General features: G+C 38.9%; 22 protein-coding genes. 12 read left to right on the forward strand and 10 right to left on the reverse strand.

The window, feature by feature from the left end; all coding sequences use genetic code 11:
• Positions 1 to 150: 150 nt before the first annotated feature.
• Positions 151 to 498, reverse strand: coding sequence for a DUF3467 domain-containing protein (locus tag EDC17_RS06120; protein WP_132777264.1), 348 nt, complete (start codon positions 496 to 498; stop codon positions 151 to 153).
• A gap of 22 nt (positions 499 to 520) precedes the next feature.
• The gene (locus EDC17_RS06125; RefSeq protein WP_132777265.1) at positions 521 to 1,636 is read right to left on the reverse strand and encodes a M42 family metallopeptidase; all 1,116 of its coding nucleotides are present in this window, start codon (positions 1,634 to 1,636) and stop codon (positions 521 to 523) included.
• A 128-nt stretch (positions 1,637 to 1,764) separates the two neighbouring features.
• On the opposite strand from EDC17_RS06125, the gene lgt reads away from it, so the two are divergent.
• Positions 1,765 to 2,598: a prolipoprotein diacylglyceryl transferase gene (gene lgt / locus EDC17_RS06130; RefSeq protein ID WP_132777266.1), complete on the forward strand. Its 834-nt coding sequence runs from the start codon at positions 1,765 to 1,767 to the stop codon at positions 2,596 to 2,598.
• Between the two features lie 46 nt (positions 2,599 to 2,644).
• Positions 2,645 to 3,847, forward strand: coding sequence for a multidrug effflux MFS transporter (locus tag EDC17_RS06135; RefSeq protein ID WP_132777267.1), 1,203 nt, complete (start codon positions 2,645 to 2,647; stop codon positions 3,845 to 3,847).
• A gap of 22 nt (positions 3,848 to 3,869) precedes the next feature.
• On the opposite strand, the gene aroQ is transcribed toward EDC17_RS06135, so the two are convergent.
• Both aroQ and EDC17_RS06145 read right to left on the reverse strand, forming a co-directional pair.
• A complete protein-coding gene (aroQ, locus tag EDC17_RS06140; protein ID WP_132777268.1) occupies positions 3,870 to 4,283 on the reverse strand; it encodes a type II 3-dehydroquinate dehydratase in 414 nt (137 codons plus the stop codon).
• Between the two features lie 37 nt (positions 4,284 to 4,320).
• Positions 4,321 to 5,943, reverse strand: coding sequence for a gliding motility protein RemB (locus EDC17_RS06145; RefSeq protein WP_132777269.1), 1,623 nt, complete (start codon positions 5,941 to 5,943; stop codon positions 4,321 to 4,323).
• A 596-nt stretch (positions 5,944 to 6,539) separates the two neighbouring features.
• Between EDC17_RS06145 and murI the strand changes: the two genes are divergently transcribed.
• The gene (gene murI / locus EDC17_RS06150) at positions 6,540 to 7,364 is read left to right on the forward strand and encodes a glutamate racemase (protein WP_132777270.1); all 825 of its coding nucleotides are present in this window, start codon (positions 6,540 to 6,542) and stop codon (positions 7,362 to 7,364) included.
• Positions 7,365 to 7,582: 218 nt separating this feature from the next.
• Here murI and EDC17_RS06155 read toward each other — a convergent pair whose 3' ends face one another.
• Positions 7,583 to 7,999 carry a SufE family protein gene (locus tag EDC17_RS06155; RefSeq protein ID WP_132777271.1) on the reverse strand — a complete coding sequence of 139 codons (417 nt, stop codon included), beginning with the start codon at positions 7,997 to 7,999 and terminating at the stop codon, positions 7,583 to 7,585.
• Between the two features lies 1 nt (position 8,000).
• Complete coding sequence (locus EDC17_RS06160; protein ID WP_317126035.1) at positions 8,001 to 9,236, reverse strand: cysteine desulfurase; 1,236 nt, start codon at positions 9,234 to 9,236, stop codon at positions 8,001 to 8,003.
• A gap of 167 nt (positions 9,237 to 9,403) precedes the next feature.
• On the opposite strand from EDC17_RS06160, the gene EDC17_RS06165 reads away from it, so the two are divergent.
• From EDC17_RS06165 to EDC17_RS06185, 5 genes are all read left to right on the forward strand, one after another.
• Positions 9,404 to 10,399 (forward strand): acyl-ACP desaturase, encoded by a 996-nt coding sequence (locus EDC17_RS06165; protein ID WP_132777273.1) that lies wholly within the window; start codon positions 9,404 to 9,406, stop codon positions 10,397 to 10,399.
• Between the two features lie 327 nt (positions 10,400 to 10,726).
• Complete coding sequence (locus EDC17_RS06170) at positions 10,727 to 12,037, forward strand: NAD(P)/FAD-dependent oxidoreductase (protein WP_132777274.1); 1,311 nt, start codon at positions 10,727 to 10,729, stop codon at positions 12,035 to 12,037.
• 100 nt (positions 12,038 to 12,137) lie between these two features.
• On the forward strand, positions 12,138 to 13,793 hold the full coding sequence (locus EDC17_RS06175) for a DNA polymerase/3'-5' exonuclease PolX (protein WP_132777275.1): 1,656 nt from the start codon (positions 12,138 to 12,140) through the stop codon (positions 13,791 to 13,793).
• Positions 13,794 to 13,815: 22 nt separating this feature from the next.
• Positions 13,816 to 14,790, forward strand: coding sequence for a 2-hydroxyacid dehydrogenase (locus EDC17_RS06180; RefSeq protein ID WP_132777276.1), 975 nt, complete (start codon positions 13,816 to 13,818; stop codon positions 14,788 to 14,790).
• Positions 14,791 to 14,843: 53 nt separating this feature from the next.
• On the forward strand, positions 14,844 to 15,557 hold the full coding sequence (locus EDC17_RS06185; RefSeq protein WP_132777277.1) for a 3-keto-disaccharide hydrolase: 714 nt from the start codon (positions 14,844 to 14,846) through the stop codon (positions 15,555 to 15,557).
• An 89-nt stretch (positions 15,558 to 15,646) separates the two neighbouring features.
• Here the strand turns inward: EDC17_RS06185 and fabV are convergent, their stop codons facing one another.
• The 3 genes from fabV to EDC17_RS06200 all read right to left on the reverse strand — a co-directional run bounded on the left by fabV (position 15,647) and on the right by EDC17_RS06200 (position 18,495).
• Positions 15,647 to 16,849, reverse strand: a complete 1,203-nt coding sequence (fabV, locus tag EDC17_RS06190) for an enoyl-ACP reductase FabV (protein WP_132777278.1) — start codon at positions 16,847 to 16,849, stop codon at positions 15,647 to 15,649.
• Between the two features lie 205 nt (positions 16,850 to 17,054).
• Positions 17,055 to 17,525 (reverse strand): Dps family protein, encoded by a 471-nt coding sequence (locus EDC17_RS06195; RefSeq protein ID WP_132777279.1) that lies wholly within the window; start codon positions 17,523 to 17,525, stop codon positions 17,055 to 17,057.
• 16 nt (positions 17,526 to 17,541) lie between these two features.
• Positions 17,542 to 18,495, reverse strand: coding sequence for an aldo/keto reductase (locus EDC17_RS06200; RefSeq protein WP_132777280.1), 954 nt, complete (start codon positions 18,493 to 18,495; stop codon positions 17,542 to 17,544).
• Positions 18,496 to 18,646: 151 nt separating this feature from the next.
• Between EDC17_RS06200 and EDC17_RS06205 the strand changes: the two genes are divergently transcribed.
• Genes EDC17_RS06205 through EDC17_RS06220 form a run of 4 tightly spaced genes read left to right on the forward strand, consistent with a single transcriptional unit; the run spans position 18,647 to position 22,259 of the window.
• Positions 18,647 to 20,332 (forward strand): RluA family pseudouridine synthase, encoded by a 1,686-nt coding sequence (locus EDC17_RS06205; RefSeq protein ID WP_207895702.1) that lies wholly within the window; start codon positions 18,647 to 18,649, stop codon positions 20,330 to 20,332.
• 49 nt (positions 20,333 to 20,381) lie between these two features.
• Positions 20,382 to 20,954: a Crp/Fnr family transcriptional regulator gene (locus tag EDC17_RS06210; protein WP_132777282.1), complete on the forward strand. Its 573-nt coding sequence runs from the start codon at positions 20,382 to 20,384 to the stop codon at positions 20,952 to 20,954.
• 7 nt (positions 20,955 to 20,961) lie between these two features.
• Positions 20,962 to 21,528 (forward strand): pentapeptide repeat-containing protein, encoded by a 567-nt coding sequence (locus EDC17_RS06215; RefSeq protein WP_132777283.1) that lies wholly within the window; start codon positions 20,962 to 20,964, stop codon positions 21,526 to 21,528.
• 38 nt (positions 21,529 to 21,566) lie between these two features.
• On the forward strand, positions 21,567 to 22,259 hold the full coding sequence (locus EDC17_RS06220; protein ID WP_132777284.1) for a L,D-transpeptidase family protein: 693 nt from the start codon (positions 21,567 to 21,569) through the stop codon (positions 22,257 to 22,259).
• Here the strand turns inward: EDC17_RS06220 and dinB are convergent.
• Positions 22,249 to 23,445, reverse strand: coding sequence for a DNA polymerase IV (gene dinB / locus EDC17_RS06225; RefSeq protein ID WP_243646060.1), 1,197 nt, complete (start codon positions 23,443 to 23,445; stop codon positions 22,249 to 22,251). The two genes, EDC17_RS06220 and dinB, sit on opposite strands and share 11 nt — an antisense overlap.
• Positions 23,446 to 23,453 lie beyond the last annotated feature (8 nt).

Genomic DNA, 23,453 nt, shown 5'->3' on the forward strand with positions numbered 1-23,453 from the left:
AAAGTAGCCTAAATAGGCACTTTTAAATGTTTTTTTCCAAAAAAAGGAAAATATATCAAATTCAGGAAATACTCAGGAAAGAAGCTGACGATTAACAAATAAAAAGCCGTATCTAACTTTTGATGTTTTGATACGGCCTCTTTAATTTTTTTAGGCCTCGCCTTTTGGATTAAAATCCAATGGATAAGGAAAATCTTTTGATACCGGCTCTGCATTTTGGTTGTGATTAGCCGCTGCCGCTTTTAATTGTGCTTCAAAACGGCTTAGATTATCTTGAAGCGCACCCAGCAAACGCGCTGCATGCTCTGGTGTAAGAATAATTCTTGATTTTACTTTCGCTTTTGGCACACCTGGTACTACACGGATAAAATCCAATACAAATTCAGTATTAGAATGTGTAATAATAGCTAAGTTTGAATAGATACCCTCTGCTACCTCTTCAGTTAACTCGATACTTAATTCGTTATTTTCCGGGATGTTTTGATTTTTTTCGCTCATCTCAATATCTATTTATTCTGTATTATTTTGTAAATGTTCTAAAATCTTGTCCGTCTTGGATGGTCAATAATGTCTCATAAATAAGACGAATCACATTGTCCACATCTTCTTTGTGAATCATCTCTACGGTGGTATGCATGTAGCGTAAAGGTAAAGAAATTAAAGCAGATGGCACACCGCCATTCGAATACGCAAAGGCATCTGTATCTGTTCCCGTAAATCTAGAAGAAGCCTGACGTTGGAATGGAATATTATTTTTCTGAGCCGTCTCAATGAGTTGTCTATTCAGATTAATTTGCACGGCTGGCGCATAAGACACCACTGGACCTCTACCACATGCCAAATCCCCCTGTGTGATCTTATTGATCATTGGAGTTTGTGTATCATGCGTGACATCCGTGACGATGGCTACATTAGGTTTGATGTAATTAGCAATCATCTCCGCACCGCGTAGACCTATCTCCTCTTGTACCGAATTCACTATATACAATCCAAAAGGAAGTTTCTTTTTATTCTCTTTTAATAAGCGCGCTACTTCAGCAATCATAAAACCTCCGGCACGGTTGTCGAGAGCACGACCGACATAATAACGGTCATTCAACACCATAAACTCATCCTCATAAGTCACTACCGAACCCACATGAATACCTAATTCTTCTACTTCTTCTTTAGATGTGCAACCGCAATCTAAGAAGATGTTTTTCAACGAAGGAGATTCTTCTTTCTCTCCCGAACGTGTATGTATAGCCGGCCATCCGAATACAGCTTTTACTGTCCCCTTATCCGTGTGTATATTTACACGCTTAGATGGAGCGATCTGATGATCAGAGCCGCCATTTCGGATAACATAAATAAGACCATCTTTCGTGATATAATTCACAAACCAAGAAATCTCATCAGCATGTGCTTCAATCACCACTTTATAAGGAGCCGAAGGATTAATAATGCCTACTGCTGTACCATAATTATCGATATAGGTTTCGTCTACAAAGGGTTTTAAATAATCCAACCATAATCGTTGGCCTTCCCACTCAAATCCCGTAGGCGAAGGATTATTAATATATTTCTCCAAGAATTTTAATGATTCTGGGGTAACGACAGCTTGATGATTTGCGTCTTTAGTACTCTTCTTTGCCATGACTCTTTTTGTTTCCCGCACAAAATAAAAAATAATTATTCTAATCCAAAAATTAAGGAGATTCTTATTAGCCGATAATGTATAAACAATTTTTAATTTTATCTTTACAACTCAATAATAATCACTTTATGGATTTTATCATTAATGTTATTCACTGGTCAGGAGCAGAAAATATATTTACTATTGGTTCCTTCGGTATTCGTTACTATTCCATGTGTTGGCTACTTGCTTTTGTTGTGTCTTATATCTTGATGTTGCAAGTCTTTAAGCGCGAAGGCAAAAGCCAAGAGGATCTAGATCAACTTACTCTTTATATATTTTTGGGAACAATATTAGGTGCCCGTCTTGGACATTGTTTATTTTATGAGTTCGATTATTATATACAACGTCCACTCGAAATGTTTTTGCCTTTCCGCAAAGGTAACGACGGATGGGAATTCACAGGATTTGCAGGACTTGCGTCGCATGGTGCCGCGATAGGTATTTTGACGGCTTTGTATTTGTACGCACGCAAAACCAAAACAAATTTTATCTGGATCGCAGATCGCCTTATTTTGGTTGTGCCTATTGCAGGGGCATTTGTACGGATAGGTAATTTCTTCAACTCCGAAATTATCGGAAAAGCAGCTGATCCTACCCTTCCTTGGGCTGTCGTATTCACGCAAGTAGATAATGTCCCCAGACATCCAGGACAGCTGTATGAAGCTGTAGGATACATTCTATTATTTATTCTATTATGGGTATTCTACCAAAAGAATCAACATCCAAAACCGGGATTATTATTTGGTATATTCCTTGTCTGTCTATTTGGGATTCGATTCTTTGTAGAATTTTATAAAGAGAATCAAGAAGCGTTCGAAAACAGTATGTTTATTAATATGGGACAATTGCTAAGTGTACCATTTATTCTCGCTGGATTGTATTTAATATTTCGACAAGCACCGACTAAAAAATTAAAATAAATAATCATATAAGCCTCTTAAAATTTTAAGAGGCTTTTTAAATGCTATGAAAACAGATACACGAATTATTCTGCTAATACTCGGTTTATTATCCGCTATTGGACCATTTTCTATTGATATGTACCTTCCTGCATTCGATACGATCGCCATAGATTTTGATACGAATATAGAAAAGGTACAGCTGTCACTAACCTCATTTTTCATCGGTATTGCTATTGGTCAGATGATCTACGGTCCACTATTGGACAAATATGGCCGTAAAAAGCCCTTGATCGTTGGTCTCTGCATCTATGCTGTGGCCTCTATCCTCTGCGTCTTAACCCGCAATGTCGATAGCCTTATCCTCCTGCGTTTTATCCAAGCTTTAGGCAGTTGTGCTGGAATGGTTGCCTCGCGTGCCATGATACAGGATTATTACCAAGGGAAAGAGGCAGCGCGTGTTTTTAGTCTGCTGATGCTGGTTATTGCCATCTCACCGATATTGGCACCTTCCGCAGGCGCGTTTTTGCTTGAGCATTTTGATTGGCATTACATATTTATCGCGCTCTTTAGCATCGGAACTATCATATTGCTTTTGACTATATTTATCCTGCCGGAAACTTATGCAGGGAACAAAAGTTTTTCTTTAGCGCCTAAAGCTATTATTTCGCAGTATTACCAAGTATTTACGCATAAGACCTTTATATTTTATTGCATGATTGCTTCTACAGCTTCTGCGGGATTATATGCCTACTTGGCAGGATCATCCTTCGTGCTGCAGGAGCTATATGGTCTCACACAAAAACAATACGGCTTAGCTTTTGCGTTTGTAGCCTCGGCTTTAATCCTATCAACCCAGTTGAATCGTCTATTTCTGAAAAGATGGACCATGCAGCAGATATGTATTATTGCTAATATAGGTCAGGTATTGGTTGGACTTTTAATGTTGATCAGCTTGTGGACCAACCAGATTTCCTTGACTGTCGTGCTTGGTCTTACGTTTGGTTATTTGATGTGTCAAGGTTTTATTTTTCCCAATGCCTCAGCTATGGCCATGTCACCGTTTAAAGTCCGGGCCGGCAGCGCTTCGGCTTTGCTGGGTTTCTTGCAGATGGGGTTAGGTGCTTTTAGTTCCGGATTAGTCAGTCTGTTTCACAATAACACAGCCCAACCTATGCTGCTGACTATGGCGATATGCGCCGTATTATCATTGATTCTGCACGTCATCAAACGCAGATTGATGGAAGAAAAAAAAGAGGCTTTTTCATAAAGCCTCTTTTGTATATTTTCGTTTATAATAAACTCTCGATTCCTAATCGATAACTATCCAGTCCAAAACCTAGGATTACACCTTTACAGTTTTTTGATAAAAATGAGTGATGTCTAAATGACTCGCGTTGGTGCACATTGGAAATATGTACTTCGACTACCGGCGTATTAATGGCAGCTATAGCATCAGCTATCGCAACGGAGGTATGTGTATAGGCTCCTGCATTCAATACTATCCCATCATAGCTAAATCCTACTTCATGCAGTTTGTCTATTATTGCTCCTTCGGCATTACTCTGAAAGTAGGAAAATTCAATATTTGGGTATTTCGCATGTAAAGTTTCGAAATATTCTTCGAAAGACTGCCCTCCATATATACTTTTTTCCCGCACGCCTAATAAGTTAAGGTTCGGCCCATTTAATATCAATATCTTCATCCCAATAGATTAACGAATAAATATAGATATTCAAATTTTAAATATCACCATAAAAATTGCGGAAACTTGAACGCAATCCAAAACTCACCACTCCGGATTTCTGTGTAGCGGCTCCCTCAATGGTTCTATAACGTTGGGTATATCCTAATTCTAATCTTAAATTGTATTTTGGATTAAGTACGTATGCCGCTCTGAAATCCGCATAGTACAAGTTATTCTTTACTCCTTGACCAATCGTATTACCATACATATTCGGGATAGTTGTATAAGATTGGAAAATATCGCCACCCATATTTGTATCCGAATCAGGATCCGTACCAAAATTGCTGTATAATGCCTTACTCGAGAAATCAAATCTTCTCCAACTGTAATTCAATATCCCAACAAACTCTTTAAAATTCGCTCCTTGTGGATGGGCCAAAGGCTCTCCATTATTGCTATAATTTGAAATAGAAGTAAAGTGCTGATAAGTATACGGTCGTACCCAGTTGTACTCACCCAAGAAATTAAGATTTTTGATGGCAAATATATCGAAACCTCTTAATCCCAATTGTGCCCCCCATTTATTATGCGCATATCCATTTCCCGCAAAAAATTCTTTAGCGGTAAATTCTCCCAATAGAAACTGTCCATACGCACTCATATTGTTTAGGACTTTATATCGTGCATTTAAGCCCAAAAACATTTTATCGGGTGATGTACGATTATTATTTTCAATAGGACGATATAACACGGCAGGATTAAGATAATTTAAATCAAAACCACGGTGACCTGCTCTATTTCTATTGGCCCATACCACGGATTGGAAAAATCCTACAGACAATCTGTTGGTAGCATTATAATCGATGTACTGAAAAGCACCGAATTTAATTCCATCACCATAGCGTCCACCCGAATTAAGGGAGTCTATTCTTGGATTTTTGGGATCATTCATATAAGCCCAAATAGAAGCATACTTCACATTACCGATTTCACCTGTAAATTTTAGATGCGTATAATTTGACGAAAAGTCGGACAATAATACAGAACGATAACCATCACCGATGTGATTTTTATCATATGCGGCCGTCACTTGGAAGTATGGACTGAAATCGTAAGTCAAACTTGCAGTGGCATACATCCAATCTTTTTTACGTTCTCTCGAATTTTTGGCTGAGGACTGTCCCGGCACGACACCATTTTTCGCAATATAATCGTCTAGATATGCAGGAAAAACAGCTTGGTTTTCAAAAAATGATGAATATAAAGTGAATTTATCTTTGATGGTGAGCCCTACTTGAATACCTCTAGTATTCATCCAGGTTTTGCGCTTATCCTCTCCCATTATTTCCGTACCAATCTGAAAATCGGGAAGAACATCCAAATAAAATGTATGATCCTCTTCCTCTACCCAAACCAAATGCTCATTGAATAGCTTGCGCATAATCCAATTATCGGAATCAACCATATTTGCAGATTCTAAGGAATCTTTACGGTCAAGCAATTCATTTTTAAATAAGAAAGGGCGGATTGAGGTATGAAAACGGGTTTTGGTGTTATAGATAATATCGCTATACTTATCGGACTGCTGGAAAGAATAGGTCTGACTTTCTATCTGCGCATAGACCGGCATGCTTGTAAACAAACATGCAAAAAGTATAAGTTGATTAATTTTATTCATAAGAAAAATAGATTGTCTGTACAATATTATGTATAATAATACATATTTGTATAAATTATTTTGATACAATAATTATACCGAGTGCGGAAATTTTTCTATTTGAAAGTTGAGATGTGTTCTTAGTAATATAGTTTACAAGCTCACTAAATCGTTTTATGAGAATGGGGAAAAAGTGCTAGAGGTATAAGTGTGAATTATAAATAACAGCACATTTTGCTAAAAGCAAAAGAGGGCTAACTAACAAAATATTTTCTTTTAAAGCAAATATTTGTATTTTTTTTATCTTCATAAGAGTCCTCCCTATTTAGCTCTCCCTTTGAGGATTCAAATGGCTTTAAAAAACAACACAACAAGCTTATTTACAGTAGTTTTGCAAAGAATTAAAACTATGTGAATTATTCGTTATAATACATTTGCACATCGGCAATTGTGAACTCACAAACTTGTCTGCGCGTTAGATTTACTTTTAGATCGTAAAATATTATCTGCTGAATTATTTAAAAAATCATGAAAGAAAAGCCATCTTTGCTATAGTAAATAGGAATTATTCCACATTGGAGCAACAACGAATGGAATAGTACTAAGTAGGAATATTTATGGATAAGCAAGGCCCTATTGGGATTTTTGATTCGGGTTACGGCGGACTGACCGTATTCAAGGAGATATATAAGAAATTACCGCAATACGATTATATCTATTTGGGTGATAATGCACGTGTGCCCTATGGTACGCGTTCGTTTGAAACGGTATACGAATTCACCAAAGAATGTGTGTTCAAACTTTTTGACTTGGGCTGCAACCTTGTAATACTGGCGTGTAATACAGCTTCAGCCAAAGCTTTGCGCAGCATTCAACAAAATGACCTGCCCGCAGGCAAGAAAGTTTTGGGAGTGATTCGTCCGACCACCGAATCTATACACGAATACACTAATACGAAAGCTGTAGGTGTCCTTGCGACGAAAGGGACCGTACTTTCTGAGTCATATTTGATTGAGATAAAAAAATTCAACCCCGAAATACAAGTTTACCAGCAAGCTTGTCCATTTTGGGTGCCCTTAGTAGAAAATAATGAGATTAATAGCGAGGGTGCACACTATTTTGTACAAAAAGACATCAATGAATTATTGGGCAAATCCCTAGATATTGATACAATTGTATTAGCGTGTACACACTACCCTATTTTGTATCCAATTATTCGAAAATACACACCGGACCATATACAGATTCTGGCGCAAGGCAAATTAGTAGCCGACAGCTTGGAAAATTATCTTCAACGACATCCGGAAGTGGAAGGAAAATGCAGTAATGGGGGAAATTTGGAATTTTACACCACGGATGATGCTACAGACTTTTCGCAAAAAGCGAAGATATTCTTCGGGAAAGAATTGATGGCCAAACATATAAAGGTAGATAAAAAATAGGCGGTCTTGGGAGAGGGCACTGAAAAAGTCCTCTCAAAAATTTGAGTATCAAACAAAGGGAAAAAGCACATATTTAACCCATTGAGAATCTCTTATTTGAAGAGTTGTTGCTAAATGCATTCAAATAAACAAAGGATAAGGGCTTATGAGTATAAAAATTCATAAGCCCTTTTTTAGTGGATAGTTTTTCAGTGCCCTCTCTTGGGACCGCCTATTTTTTATCTATTTTGCAGCGCTATAGCGTATAATTTCATTTGTTTTACCATGGATAATAAACCATTGGCACGGGTGGGCGATAAATGCTCTTTCAAGCCTATTTGGTCGATAAAGTATAAATCAGCGTCCACGATCTCTTTAGCAGTGTGTCCGGATAATACTTTAACCATCAAACTCACCAATCCCTTTGTGATGACTGCATCCGAATCGGCTTTGAAAAATAATTTTCCTTCGATTACTTCGGGATATAACCAGACTTTGGACTGACATCCTTTAATGATAAATTGATCGGTCTTATATTTTTCATCGATTAAAGGAACTTCTTTTCCCAATTGGATGATGTATTCATATTTTTCCATCCATTCGCCATAAAAAGCAAAATCCTCTATTAATTCGTCTTGTATTTCGTTTATTGTCATTTTATACTAACATATTAACCGCACGATTCAATCCGGCTATAAAATTATCTATATCTTCTTTTGTATTGTATACCGCCAAACTCGCACGCACGGTACCAGGAATGCCAAACTGATCCATCACGGGTTGGGCACAGTGATGTCCTGTACGTACAGCAATACCTAACTTATCCAAAATAACACCTATATCGTAAGGATGTACCCCATCCACCACAAAAGATAGCACAGAGGATTTTTGAGCAGCTTCTCCAATAAGTTGGACGCCTGGAATTTCTATAATTTTGTTGGTCGCATAAGCCAATAGCTCATCTTCATACGCTTTGATGTTGTCTATTCCTAATTCGTTGATGTAATCAATCGCTGCAGACAGACATATACCGGCCTCAATATTGGGTGTTCCAGCTTCAAACTTGAACGGCAATTCATTATATGTGGTTTTCTCAAAAGTAACCTCTTTGATCATATCACCGCCACCTTGGTAAGGGGGCATAGCATTAAGCAAGTCTTTTTTACCGTAAAGCACACCTACACCTGTAGGTGCATACATTTTGTGTCCGGAGAAAGCTAAGAAGTCTACGTCCAATTTTTGTACATCAATGGCCAAATGCTGAATTCCTTGTGCGGCATCTACCAAAACAGGAACATTTATAGCATGCGCTAAATCAATAATTTCCTTTATCGGATTAATGGTACCCAATGCGTTTGAAACATACGTCACGGATACAAGCTTGGTTTTTGCGGATAATAGATTAGCATAAGCACCCATATCCAACTCCCCTTTTGCATTCATGGGAATGACACGCAATACAGCTCCTTTTTCCTCACACAACATTTGCCAAGGCACAATATTCGAGTGGTGCTCCATCGCCGAGATAATGATTTCTTCACCTTCGTGAATGAATGCCTTACCATAACAAGTAGCCACAAGATTAATACTATCTGTGGTGCCTTTGGTAATAATCACTTCAAAATCTTCTTTTGCATTAATAAATTCCTGCACCTTACGGCGTGTCACTTCAAATGCATCGGTGGATATCTGACTTAAATAGTGTACACCACGGTGCACATTTGAATTCATGTCACTGTAATAGTTGGTGATAGCATCTATCACCACTTTTGGTTTCTGTGTCGTAGCGCCATTGTCCAGGTAAACCAAAGGTTTTCCGTTCACTTCTCTTCGCAGAAGAGGGAAATCAGCACGTACTTTTTGTATATCGATTTTTTCCAATTTCAGTTTCAAAAATATTGATACAAAGGTAACACATCTTCAAAACAAATAGATACTTTAAATGTATTCTTTAAGTAAAAGATTGCGCACTACGGAAGTGTTAAAGTTATCATAAATCGATTTTAGAGAATTTTTTCACAAAAGTATTTTAATATAATTTATTTATCTTTGTACTAATTATGCAAGAATTACCATTAAATATTCCGGAAGGATCACGGAAAGAAGTAATGACTTATTTGGAGCCTTATATGCTCAATGAAATGAGTGAGTACTTAAAACCCGTAGAAGAAATGTGGCAACCCGCTGATTTTCTTCCCGATTCTTCTAGAAGTACTTTCTTCGAAGAAGTGCGTGACTTACAAGAAAGTGCGAAAGAGCTTCCTTATGATCTTGTGGCAGTATTAATTGGTGACACCATTACCGAAGAAGCGCTCCCTACTTATGAGTCTTGGTTGACTATGGTAGAAGAAGTAGATAAAAATGAGCAAGGTGGGTGGATGAAATGGGTGCGTGCTTGGACAGCCGAAGAAAATAGACATGGCGACCTATTGAATAAATACCTTTATCTATCGGGCAGAATCAATATGCGTGAATTCGAAATGAGTACGCAATATTTGATTCAGGATGGTTTTGACATAGGTACAGGTGCAGATCCTTATCGCAATTTCATATACACATCCTTTCAAGAATTGGCGACGAATGTTTCCCATAGACGTGTAGCTGGTATTTCGAAAAAAAGCGGGGATAAATTATTAGCTAAAATGTGTGGTGTAATCGCAGCCGATGAAGCGCGTCACGCGAAGGCCTATATGTCCTTTATTTCTAAAGCCTTTGAAGTAGACCCGAGTGAGGTGATGCTAGCCTTTGAAGATATGATGCGTAAAAAAATAGTGATGCCTGCACATTTCTTGAGACAATCAGGAGAAGCACAAGGTGGTACATTTGCACATTTTTCCGATGCCGCACAACGTATGAATGTGTATACCGCATTGGATTACGTCGATATATTAAAAGAATTAATTGCCGAATGGCAAATAGACAAAGTATCCGGATTGAATGAGTCTGGCGAGAAAGCTAGAGATTATTTGATGCGACTACCAGATCGTCTAATCCGACTGGCCGATCGAATTAAAGTTCCGGAATTGGAATACAAATTCAAATGGATATACGGATAATACAAAAATGAAAATATACAGCGCTCTATCACAAAATGATGGAGCGTTTTATTTTCATAACCATCTCTCAGAAATTTTACTCAAAACTGACAACAAACTGTTCATTCCCGCTGTTAATTATTAAAAAATATTTGATCCTATATCGCAAAAGTGTACTATTTACACTAAGATATTGTTAATCAAACAACCAAAAATAGGCTGATAATCCTATTTTGGTGATTTTTAGATAATATAATGAATAAAGTATTGAAAAATTGTTATTGAAATATCTTATTTTTTTAGGATATTTGCATTCAATTTTAGAGAAAAATTAAACAAACTAGCGATATGTTATTGAATCGTTCTGAACGTTCTTTCCCTCGTGTTATCATAATTGGTGGCGGATTCGGAGGTGTTGAAGTAGCAAGAAAATTAAAGGATAAAGAAGTAGAAGTTTTGTTGATAGATCGTAACAACTTCCATACTTTCCAGCCGCTTATGTACCAAGTTGCTACAGGTACCCTTGCAGCGGATTCGATCTCCTTCCCTATTCGCAAGATGTTCAAAAATCAACACAATTTCAAATTCCGTCTAGCGGATGTGTTGCATATTGACAAGGATAAGAAAGAAGTACATACATCTGTCGGAACATATGAATATGACTATCTAGTAGTCGCTTCGGGAGCTACGAGCAACTTCTTCGGAAACCAAGAGGTAGAGAAAAACTCGCTACCGATGAAAAGCATACAAGAAGCATTGAATATCAGAAGCTATGTATTGCAAAATCTAGAAAAAGCAGTTTTATTGAAAAATGCTTCAGATCGTGCTCCATACTTAAATTTCGTAATTGTAGGTGGTGGTCCGACTGGTGTCGAACTTTCAGGCGCAATTGCTGAAATCCAACTTCATGTCTTGAAAAAAGACTATCCGGAGCTTTCGGTGAATGAAATGAAAGTGTACATCGTAGAAGGTACAGGAAAAGTGCTAGGTGCATTATCCGAAAAATCATCCCGCGACGCAGAGAAATATCTGAAAGAATTGGGTGTAACCGTACTAACAAATACACAAGTAACAGGGTACGATGGCGAAACGATCACTTTCAACAATGGCGAGAGCATCAAAACGAAAACAGTAATCTGGGGTGCAGGTGTAAAAGGCCAATTCCCTGGAGGTATTGATGCATCTATTATCGAAAGAGGTAACCGCATCCGTACAAATGGACAATGTCAAGTCGAAGGAATGGAAGGTGTGTATGCTATTGGTGACGTAGCTGCTATGATTACAGAAGACACTCCTAGAGGACTTCCAGGTGTGGCTCCTGCCGCGCAGCAGCAAGGAACTTACGTAGCGAAACATATCATCAACATTCTTTCTAACAAACCAAATACAGAGAATTTCAAATATTTCGACAAAGGTTCGATGGCGACAATCGGTCGTAACAGAGCTGTAGTGGATTTAGGTAAATTACACATGAATGGTTTCGTTGCTTGGATGGTGTGGATGTTTGTTCACTTAATGTCGATATTTGGTTTCCGTAATAAAATGGTAACATTTGTAAACTGGGCGATCAAATTCTGGACTAAAAACTCAGGTGTACGTCTTATCGTAGATAAATACGAGCGTCCTTCTGAAAAGAAACAAGAGCAAGCAATCCTATAAAAACAGCCTGTATTAAAACAAACAATAAATCGTAAATGTCGGTAATGAAAATTGCCGACATTTTTTTATTTAGTACTTTTGGTAATAAAACAATACGATTATGGATAATAAAGCGATAGCACGTGCATTCAAACTTTGTGGACAATTAATGGAATTATTTAATGAAAATCCATTTCGCACCAAAGCCATGGCCAGTGCCTCGTTCAAGATAGATAAGCTTCCTTTTGCGGCAGCTCATGCTTCTTTGGAAGAATTAAGCGCACAACAAGGGATTGGCAAAAGTACAGCCGAACGGATCAAACAGGTCATCAGCACTGGATCCTTTCCAGAATTGGATCAATTGATCGCCAAAACACCTGCTGGCATCTTAGAAATGCTAAAAATAAAAGGTCTCGGTCCTAAGAAAATACAGATTATCTGGAATGACTTAGAAATCGAATCTGTAGGTGAGCTTTATTACGCATGTAATGAAAATAGATTGGTAGAAGCCAAAGGCTTCGGATTGAAAACACAAGAAGACATTAAAAAAGCTATTGAGTTTGCCCTAGATAATCAAGGGTGGTTTCACTATGCCAAAGTACTTCCATTTGCTCAGCAAACTTTCGAAGCTCTGCTCCAGAACATCTCCCCTTTCCAACTCGAATATACCGGTGAATTTAGAAGAAAGTGCGAAGTATTACAACAGGTAGAACTTATTACCGATGCACCCTTGCCTGCATTAGAAAAAGCAATAAGGGATCTTAATTATGAATCCCAAATTGAAACCAGAGATAATCAGGTGTCATTCACCGATGCTAATGCTTGTCCGTTTGTCGTGTACAGTACGGAGCATTTTGCTCAAGACTTGCTGTTGACTACGGGATCTGCTCCGCATCTCGAGCTGTTACAACAAATCTCTTCTCCCCTTCCACATGGAACCGATGAAAAAGATATTTATGCGCAACTCGGATTAGCGTACATCGAAGCCGAACTACGCGAAGGTATGGATGAAGTCCAATTAGCAAAAGAAAACGCGTTGCCGCAGCTGATTACTTTCGAAGACTTAAAAGGCACTTTGCACAATCACTCCACGTATTCTGATGGTGTGCACACATTAGCCGAAATGGCGCGCTATTGTAAAGAAAATCTTGGATTAGAGTATCTGGGTATCTGTGATCACTCAAAAACCGCCGTGTACGCTAATGGATTAAGTATAGATCGCGTAGCTCAGCAATGGTCAGAAATTGACGCTTTAAATCAACAGCTGGCACCATTCAAAATATTTAAAGGAATTGAATCCGACATCATTTCGGACGGCTCATTGGATTATCCAGATGAAATACTAGCCCAATTTGATTTTGTGGTGGCGTCGGTCCATAGCAATCTCAAGATGGACGAACAGAAAGCCACTACACGGCTGATTAAAGCTATTGAAAATCCATATACTACTATTTTGGGCCACCCAACAGGACGTCTGCTGCTTTCCCGAGCAGGATACCCATTGGATTTCAAAAAAATCATTGATGCGTGTGCAGCCAACAAGGTAGTCATAGAGATCAATGCAAATCCACTGCGCTTGGATTTGGACTGGAGGTGGCACCGTTATGCTTTAGAAAAAGGTGTCTTACTTTCCATCAATCCCGATGCCCACCGTACGGAAGGATTACTCGATATGCATTATGGTGTTTTTGTGGGACGCAAAGGAGGTCTTTCTGCGGACAAATGTCTTAATGCCTTTTCATTAGAACAGATAACCGATTATTTCAATAGTAAATAATAAATTCAACGAACGATTGACCATGAAAGTATTTGTATCCCGAAATATCCCAACTGCGGCGATCGATGTATTAAAAGAATACGGTTTAGATGCACATATCAATGTAGATAATAAACATTTAACACAAGACCAACTCATTCAAGAATGTCAAGATGTAGATTTACTATTGAATGTTGGGCATGCAGATTTGGATAAGCATTTTCTCGAATCCTGTAAACACCTCAAAGGTATCGCTCTAGCCTCTGTGGGGTATGACCATGTCGACTTACAGACGGCTACTGCCCTGCGCATTCCAGTATCTAATACGCCCGGTGTGCTAAGTGGTGCCACGGCAGATGTCGCGTTCTTATTGATGCTAGCCGTATCCCGCAAAGCCTTCTCCCGCGCCCATGAAGTGCGTGAAGGCAAGTGGAAAGATTTTGAATTTATGCAGGATTTGGGAATCGAACTCAATGGCAAAACATTGGGAATATACGGACTAGGTCGTATCGGTCTGGAATTAGCGAAAAAGGCTAAGGCAGCGTACAATATGAATATCATATATTACAACCGTAGCCGCAATTTGGAAGCCGAAAAATTAGTAGATGCGCGCTATGTCAATTTTGATGATCTATTATCCCAATCGGATGTAATTTCGCTGCATACCAATCTTTCCGCTGAAACGCAATATAGATTCAATAAGGATGCCTTTAGACGAATGAAAAAATCGGCGATTTTAATCAATACGGCACGAGGAAAAGTAGTTCATGAGAAGGACTTGATAGAAGCCCTACAACTAGGCGAAATTTGGGGAGCAGGACTGGATGTAAGCAATCCCGAACCGATGTCACCAAGCAACCCTTTGTTGGACATGCCTAATGTATGCGTGCTTCCACATATCGGCTCAGCAACCATTGAGACTCGTACCCAGATGGCGGTCATGGCGGCCAATAATCTGATTGCAGCAAAAAATAGTAATCCGATGATGCAAATTGTAAATAAGGAAGTATATTTATAATACATATTTTAACTTTAAACCTTATCCCTTAGGATCCTAAACATTTTGCTGATATGAAGATTATAAATTATATCACTTTATTTCTTATTGTGCTCAACTGTAGCTGTACTTCGCAAAGCACCGAGCCTAATACCCTCTCCGAGAAGGAGAAAAATGACGGCTGGGATTTGTTATTCAACGGCAAAGATCTGAGTGGATGGCATTTGTACAACAGCGACGCTAACAAATCAGCATGGGTTGTCAGCAAGGGTAAACTGTACTGCGATCCCAATAGTGACGAAAATAGACGCGACCTGGTATCTAATGAAGAGTATGAGAATTATGAGCTGAATTTTGAATGGCAATTGGAGAAAGAAGGCAATAGTGGAATATTTATAAATGTAAAAGAAGATACCGCTATCGCACAGACCTATTTCAGTGGGCCTGAATACCAACTATTGGAGGATAGTCATATGGACTTTAATCTTCCTCTGAAAAAGTCGGGCTGTCTCTATAATTTCACACCGCAATTAAATGCTGTTCGCACAAAAATGCGTGGTGAATGGAATGAGTCACGTATAATCCAAAAAGATGGTGTTATCGAATTTTACTTGAATGGACATCAAACAGCGAAAATGGATTTGAAATCCAGCGCATGGAAAGATTTAGTTTCCAAATCGAACTTCAAGCAATATCCTGATTTTGGAAAATATACCAAAGGACATATTGCCTTGCAAGATTGGTCCCGGGGCGTATCCTTTAGGAATATTAAGATAAGAAAGTTGTAATCGTAAAAGCTTATTTTACTTGCGCAATGTATTATTAAAAAAGCTCATCGATATTCGATGAGCCTTTTAATATAAAATGTAAACAGACATTATTCTGTAATACTTGGTACGTTTACGACTTCGTTAGTATCTGCTTCGTAATTTACTTCTGGGAAGTTGAAACCGAATAAATGGAAGAATTCGTCACGGTATCCTTGGATATCTGAAATTTCTTCTAAGTTTTCTGTAGTCGCTTGAGTCCATAGTTTCGCTACTTCCTCTTGTACGTCTTCACGCATTTCCCAATCGTCAACACGGATACGGCCTTTTTCATCTACTGCTACTTGTCCATCTGCAGTGTACAAACGCTCAGCAAATAAACGTTGCATTTGCTCGATAGTACCTTCGTGAATACCTTTTTCTTTCATCACTTTATACAACAATGAAATGTATAAAGGCACTACAGGTATAGCCGATGAAGATTGAGTCACTAACGCCTTATTTACAGATACGTAAGAAACACCATTCAAGTCTTTCAATAATTCATTCAATGCTGGAACTGTTCCTTCCAAATCATCTTTTGCACGACCGATCGTACCATTACGGTAGATTGGGTATGTCAACTCAGGGCCAATATACGAATATGCTACAGTTTTCACACCGTCAGCTAATACACCTCCAGCTTTCAAATCTTCAATCCAGAATTTCCAATCTTCACCACCCATTACCGCCACTGTATTAGCGATATCTTCGTCCGATTCTACCGGATTGATAGAAATGTCCGAAACAACACCCGAGTGAAAATCTACAGTTTTATCCGTGAAAGGCTGACCAATAGGCTTCAATACCGAAGCATGTGCCACACCAGTTTTAGGGTGTGTACGACGTGGAGATGCCAACGAGTACACGACTAAGTCTACTTGACCTAAATCTTGTTTTATCAGTTCAATTGTCTTTGCTTTTACTTCATCAGAGAAAGCGTCACCATTGATACTTTTAGCATAAAGTCCTGCTGCCTGCGCTTCAGCTTCAAATGCTGCAGAATTGTACCAACCTGCAGTACCAGGTTTGCCTGGAGCAGCTGGTTTTTCGAAAAATACACCAATTGTAGCTGCATCAGAACCAAAAGCTGCTGAAATGCGAGATGCTAATCCGAATCCAGTAGATGCACCAATTACTAGCACTTTCTTAGGACCATTAGCAATTTTGCCTTTTGATTTTACATACTCGATTTGGTTTTTAATATTTTGAGCCGTTCCCTCTGGATGCGATGTCAAACATATAAAACCTCTTACACGTGGTTGAATAATCATATTATTTTGTTGTAAGGTTATTTACAATTTTATTAAGCTACAAATTAACGGAATTTTTAGTGGATATCGATATTTTAATTCAATACAAGATTTTATTTGTAAGCCTATTTACTTGGTTCAATGTTTCGAAGGAGAATGTCTTATCAGCATTAGCAGTACATATACAACAAGAGCTAGAAATTTTCTAGCTCTTAGTATTATTTTATTATGCCAAATGCGCTCGCAACATCCACGCTGTCTTTTCGTGCGCTTCCATGATACTGACCAAGAAATCTTCCGTTCCGGCATCACCTGTTTTCTCTATTTTATCAAAATCTTCACGAATGGAAATAATAATACTTTCGAAATCATTCAAAAGTGCTTTGATATAACTTTGGCTATCATTTTTGGCTGGCTTTGCTTCTGACAATTGCGTCAATTCTAAAAATTCTTTCATCGAACCTATAGCAAAATGCCCTATCGAACGAACTCGTTCAGCAATCTCATCGATGGTTTCAGCGAGTGCGTCATAAATGGTTTCGAAGAATAAGTGTTGTGCATGAAAATCCGGTCCCACTACATTCCAATGGGCATTTCTCGTTTTCACATACAATACGTTATGATCGGCTAACAATTTATTCAAAACCTCAGCTACCGCAGCTGTATCCTTATCTTTTAATCCAATGTTTGTTTTCATGTTATATTTATAGTTGTTAATATGAACTTGCGTTATTCAACTTTTGAATATCTTCTCTGCTTAACTTGATATTCATTGCATCCACAAATGCATGTATATGTTCAAATTTGGTCGCGCTTGCGATTGGTGCAGTAATACCAGGCTGAGCAGACAACCAATTAAGTGCAATTGCAGAAGCAGAAACATTATATTCATCGGCCAACTCGAGCTGTGACTTTACAATCATTCGCCCTCTATCATTCCAATATTTGTCTTTGATACCTTTGCCGCGAGTAGTTGAAAAATCTTCTTCGGATTGATATTTTCCACTCAAGAAGCCACTGGCTAATGAATAATACGGAATAACTGCTAATTGTTTTTCCAAGGCAAGTTTTTGGTATAAATTCTCAAATTTCTTCCGGTCAAATAGGTTGTATTCCGGTTGCAAGCTAATGTAAGCGGGAATATTTTTTTCCGCCGCTACATCCAAACTTTCAATTAAACGCGCAGGACTTATATTCGATGCGCCGATATAGCGCACTTTTCCTGCAGTAATCAAATCCTCATACGCGCGCAAGGTTTCCTCTATTTCTGTGTCTTGATCGTCGTAATGCGTTTGGTACACATCGATATAATCCGTCTTTAGACGTCGTAACGAATGTTCTACCTGTTCTTTGATATAAGGCCCTTTGGTATTGAATTTGGATTCATAATCGAATCGTCCGCCCACTTTGGTCATGATAATAAGCTTATCTCTCCCTCCTCGATTAGCAAGCCAATTTCCAATAATCGTTTCGGATTCTCCACCTTTATTTCCTGGTGCCCAGTGTGAATAGTTATTAGATGTATCTATAGCATTAAATCCTTTGTCCACAAAATCATCTAAAATATCAAAAGAAGCCTTTTCATCGAGGGTCCATCCAAACACATTTCCACCAAAAATTAGCGGCACCAACTGTATATCTGAATTTCCAAACTGTATTTTATCCATTGTTATAAGTCGTAAATTATAGTTCTAATTTACACAAAATCGAAGCCAAATCCAATTTAGCGCGACATAATAGTGTCATAATGAAAAGCACGTCAGCATAGCTACGCAATGGATTTTTCTTAGTAATTTTGTCGCTCAACAAGCGACGATAATGGCATCCGACATTCCATTTTTACATAGATTCCAACAAGAAATTTCAGCTATCGCAAAACCTGAAAAGTTTACTTTTCCCTTTTGCTATGATCCTCATCCGTTAAGCATCTTAGCTGCAGAAGAAGTACAGGATTATCTGCTGCATCAACAGGATTTCGAACATAACTTTGGATTAGTGGAAGGTCAAGAAGGATTGGTCATTGGAAAAATGTTTGGTGTCTTGGTGGTAGAAGATGCACAGGGCAAATTGGGCTACCTAGCCGCTTGCTCCGGAAAATTGGCTAGAACCAACCAACATCGCTATATTATTCCACCTATTTTTGATATGCTTGATCCAAATGGATTTTTCCTTCAAGAAGAAGCGACTATCAATGTCTTGAATCGGGAAATTGAAAATTTGGAAAGCAATCCAAGCATTCAACAATTAAAACAGCAAATAACATCCTGCAAAAAAAAGAATGAGCAGAACTTGTCGGAAGCACGGAGCTTGCACAAAAAAAATAAAGCTGAACGCAAGACCATCCGCACCGTACAAAAAGAAATTTTGAGTGCGGAAGATTATCAAGAATTAGAACAGGACTTGATAAAACAAAGTTACCGTGACCAGCACGAATATGATGTATTGAAAGCCGTGTGTAAACAAAGGCTAGATATACTTGAAAATAAGCTCAACGCTATCCTAGCGGAGATAGATAGCAAAAAAGAACTTCGGAAGAGTAAATCTTCCAACTTACAAAACAGACTATTCGACCAATATCATTTTTTGAATGCTGAAGGGGAAAAACGTGCTGTTTTGGATATTTTCGAAAAAGCCATTAATATGCTTCCGCCGGCAGGCGCAGGTGAATGTGCAGCGCCAAAACTGCTGCAATATGCATATCAACATGATTTAAAACCAATCTGTCTGGCAGAGTTTTGGTGGGGGGCTTCTCCATCTTCTGAAGTACGCAAACACAAATACTTCTACCCCTCTTGCCGTGGTAAATGCGAGCCGATTTTAGGACACATGTTACAAGGGTTGGCGGTAGACCCGAATCCCATGATGCAAAATCCGAATCCCGACGTGGATATCAAGATTATATACGAAGATCAAGACATTATTGTCGTCAATAAACCGGCCGAATTTCTTTCAGTTCCCGGTATCAATGTACAGGATAGCGTGCAGACACGGATGCTCACTAAGCGTCCTGAAATCACTGGACCTCTGATCATCCATCGCCTAGATATGTCTACTTCAGGTATCATAGTGCTAGCAAAAAACAAAGAAGCACATCAATTTATTCAAGACCAGTTTATTCGTCATACGGTGCAAAAACGCTACACCGCACTACTCGATGGAGCGCTGACTGAAAAAGAAGGGATTATCGATCTACCATTACGTGTGGATTTAGAGGATAGACCCCGTCAAGTGGTATGCTATCAATATGGTAAACCAGCACAAACAAAATTTAAAGTGCTGGCTATCGAAAATGGCAAAACCCGTATTCATTACTATCCATTGACAGGGCGAACACATCAATTGCGTGTACATTCTGCGCACAGCAAAGGACTAAATACGCCTATCGTGGGTGATGATCTGTACGGTAAGCGCGCAGACAGACTGCATTTGCACGCGGGCTACATTCAGTTTGTGCATCCTACGACTAAGCAATTGATGGAATTTGATGTTGCTGATCCGTTTTAAATTCTCCTAATAATTATTAACTTGCTTGGTAATAATTATATACTTATTTATGGAGGTCCTGAAATACGCTTATCAACATCCTTTATTTGAGTCAAAAGACTACGATTTAATTACAGACGCACATCAAAAAATTCAAAAAAGCAAAGGGGAATTTCTTCTGGAGAAAGGGAAAGTAGAAGATGAATATTACATTGTGGAATCAGGATTGATACGCACCTATGTGTATGACTACGATGGTAATGAAATAACTACCGATTTCAAAGGAAATAATGAGGTGGTTATTGACGTAGCTTCCATTTTTCCGCGTGTGCCCTCTCAAGAATATATCCAATGTCTGACTGATTGTACACTTTACCGCATCACATACGACGATTTTCAGGAGCTATTTCATCAAATCCCGGCAATGCGCGAATGGGGACGTGCATGGATGTCTTTCGAACTCTATCAAAGTAAAAAAAGAGCAACCGAAATCATTACCGAGCCCGCAGCCAAACGTTATTTGCAACTGATTAAGGAAAAACCGCAAATCATCCAACAAGCACCACTAAAATATATTGCCACCTATTTGGGTATTACAGACACATCGCTGAGCCGAATTCGTAAAGAGGTGGCTCATTTATAATTTTTGAATGAATCTAATAGAAGATAAGACTTTTCAGAAGATAGATTTTCAAGCGGACAGCATCGAAGTCGCGGAATATGAATTCTGCAAATTTGAATATTGTAATTTTGAAGGCATACGCTTAAATGGTATCAAATTCATAGATTGTAATTTCGTGGATTGCAACTTGAGCTTGGCAAAAATCGAAAACACCATGTTTCAGGACTGCACATTCCGCAATTGCAAAATGTTGGGCTTGCAGTTTCCCACGGCTAACCTATTTAATATCAGTTTTAGTTTTGCCGATTGCACCCTCGATCATTGTAGTTTTTCAGGATTGAAACTGAATAAAATTAAGTTTGCCGCCTGTCGTATGCATGAGGTAGATTTTGAAGGCACGGAATTGAAAGAAGCTGTATGGGATAATTGTGATTTACAACGCGCAAACTTTTACAAAACTAACTTGGAAAAAGCAGATTTCACAACAGCCTATAACTTTCAAATTGATCCCGATCTTAACCGTGTAACAGGCGCAAAATTTGCTTTGCAAAGTCTTCCGGCTTTGTTGACCAAATATAAATTACGAATTAGCTGATGAAGTTCTTGCACTTCTTTCCTCTCATTTGTTTAATCATGACAAATTGCAACCCCACTCCCACTTCTTCGCACACAGCAGATGAAGACCGCGTGCAGACTGCACTTCAAGACAAAGGAAAAAGTATGCAGCAACACTTAACTTTGCATCAACTGGACTCTACTAATTTGCATCTTCTATTCGTCGCTTACAAGGATATAGATCGACTTGATGTATTTGCTAAATCCACGCGCGATACAGCTTACAAACGTATTCAACAATATAAGATTTGCGCACGCTCAGGACAGTTGGGTCCTAAAAAAGCCGAAGGTGACAAACAGGTGCCCGAAGGCTTTTACCACATCAATCGTTTCAACCCGAAAAGCAAATTTTACCTGTCCTTGGGATTGAATTATCCCAATGCGTATGATCGGGCGCAGCAGTATACGGGCTCCGATATTTTCATTCATGGCAAATGGGAAACCGTCGGTTGTCTACCGATGACAGACGAATTGATGAAAGAAATCTATCTGTATGCGCTCTGGGCAAAAGAATCGGGGCAAGAAAAAATTCCAGTTTATATCTTTCCTTTTGAAATGACTGATGAAAACATGGAAAAATATAAATCCCAAGTAGAGGAATCGACTTTTTCTTTTTGGCAAAACATCCAAGAAGGCTATTTATTATTCCAAAAAAATCATCAGGAACTTTCGACTAAAGTACAAAACCAAAAGTATATTTTTACTTTTTAGGAGGTACAGGTGCCGAAATAGCGCGTTTGATCACTTCATCGCCAAAACGATTGCGCATCGCATCCATGGCTTGATACAACCGTACCGCTTCTTCCGTATCTTCAAAAAGATTAATTTGTTGAGAACCTTGTACCAAATGGCTCAACCGCACGCCGATTAAGCGTACCAACATACGCTTCTCATACAACTTGGCAAATAATTCCTTCGCTTTACGAATCAATACCGCATCCGAAGCGGTGTACGAGATGACCATCTGCTTGCTCACCGTATCAAAATTAGAATAGCGCAACTTCACTGTGATACAACCTGTTAATTTTCCACTTTGACGCAACTGGAACGCTAATTTTTCTGTCATGCGGATGATTTCACTATTCAAAAACTTGATATCAATCGTATCCTGCTGAAAAGTTTCTTCCGTACCCATACTTTTTTGCTCCGAATACGGAATGATGGGTGTCGGGTCGATACCATTGGCTTTGCGCGACAGTTCTACTCCATTCTTCCCCAATAGATTTTGCATCATCGGAACGGGTATTTCGCTCAACACTTTAATCGTTCGCACCCCCATTTGTTGCAACAAAGCAGATGTTTTCTGCCCTATTCCGGGCATACGCTCTATTTTCAAAGGTGCCAAATACGATTTTTCTAATCCATGTGCGATCTCTTTGCGGCCGTCCGGCTTGGCATCATCCGTAGCCACTTTGCTGACCAATTTATTAGAAGCCAAGGCATAACTTATCGGTAGACCCGATTCCTTGCGGATACGATTTTTGAGCTCGACCATGAATTGGCTACAGCCAAAGAAACGATCCACCCCCGTCAAATCCACATAAAACTCATCGATACTAGCCTTTTCCATGACAGGAACGGTATCCGCCACGACATCGGTCACCAACCGCGAATAGTAGCTGTAGCTATCCGAATCTCCGCGCACGACAATGGCATGTGGACAGAGACGTAAAGCCAATTTCATCGGCATAGCGCTATGCACGCCAAATTTCCTAGTCTCATAACTACAAGCAGCCACTACTCCTCTATCACTCAATCCTCCTACAATAAGAGGCCTCCCCACAAATTGACTATTTTTCAATCGTTCTACACTAACGAAAAAAGTATCCAAATCCAAGTGTGCTACAAACCGCTTCGTATCCTGCCAGTCCATTTCCTTTGTTAATTTACTTTCCAAAAATACTA

Source organism: Sphingobacterium alimentarium, from assembly GCF_004342685.1.
In the GTDB taxonomy this organism is placed as follows: domain Bacteria; phylum Bacteroidota; class Bacteroidia; order Sphingobacteriales; family Sphingobacteriaceae; genus Sphingobacterium; species Sphingobacterium alimentarium.